This is a genomic window from Ideonella sp. P3_A4 (assembly GCF_056403075.1).
This window is the reverse complement of the sequence record NZ_JBFUGE010001265.1, coordinates 1-749: the sequence shown is the minus strand read 5'-3', so window position 1 is coordinate 749 and position 749 is coordinate 1. Positions and strand designations below refer to the sequence as shown.

The window sequence follows — 749 nt, the reverse complement described above, 5'->3', positions numbered from 1 at the left end:
GCGAAACCATGAGGGCCGCGGCAGCCACCAGGGCCCAAAGGGCTGCGTGGAAATTCCCGGTTCGATCTCGCAGCAGCCCAAGCGCGAGAGGCCCGAGCGCTCCCAAGAGGTAGCCGATGAACAGGACGAAGGACGTCCAAGAGTTGGCCTCCTCTGGGCTCGATGCGTTGTCGAGCGGAAGGGTCATGCCGAGCGAGAACGAGGCACCGATACCGCACGCCACGATGGGGATCGTCACCAAGGGCATCAACGTCGGCGCGACGGCGGTTGCAACGAGCCCCACAAGAGCGATGCCCGCGAACAGTCCGACCAGCCATCGGCGATCCTCGCTCTTGGAAAGCAAGGCCGGCAGTGGGTTGGAGAACATGAATGCCATCGTGAAGCAGGCGAGCAGCAGCCCTGCGTGCGCCTGAGTCGCACCGAGCTCCCGATAGATCGGCGCGAGCCAGGACAGGAAGCCGAAGAACAGGAAGTTGTTGATCGCGAAGTAGGAAGCCACCAGCCAAGCTCTCACTGAACCCGCAGGGTGGCGACGCGCCGCCGCCGTTTCCGAGGCCGGGTCGGTCGTCCGCTCAGATCGGGACACGACCGTCCATGCGGCGATGGCGGTCAACCCTGGCAGCGCCCAAATGCCCGTTCCGAGCCGCCAGCCACCGCCAAGTGCCGACAGCGGAGCGGTCRCAGCCGCGGCCAAAGTACTGCCCAGTCCGATCGACATGGCGTACAGACCCATCAACAACGACACATGC

The 749-nt window shown here is 65.0% G+C and carries 1 protein-coding gene; it reads right to left on the bottom strand.

All coding sequences use genetic code 11. The features are described 5' to 3' along the window. On the bottom strand, positions 1-718 hold a 718-nt coding region (locus AC1DYI_RS37460), incomplete at its 3' end, for an MFS transporter (RefSeq protein ID WP_477209119.1). Positions 719-749 lie beyond the last annotated feature (31 nt).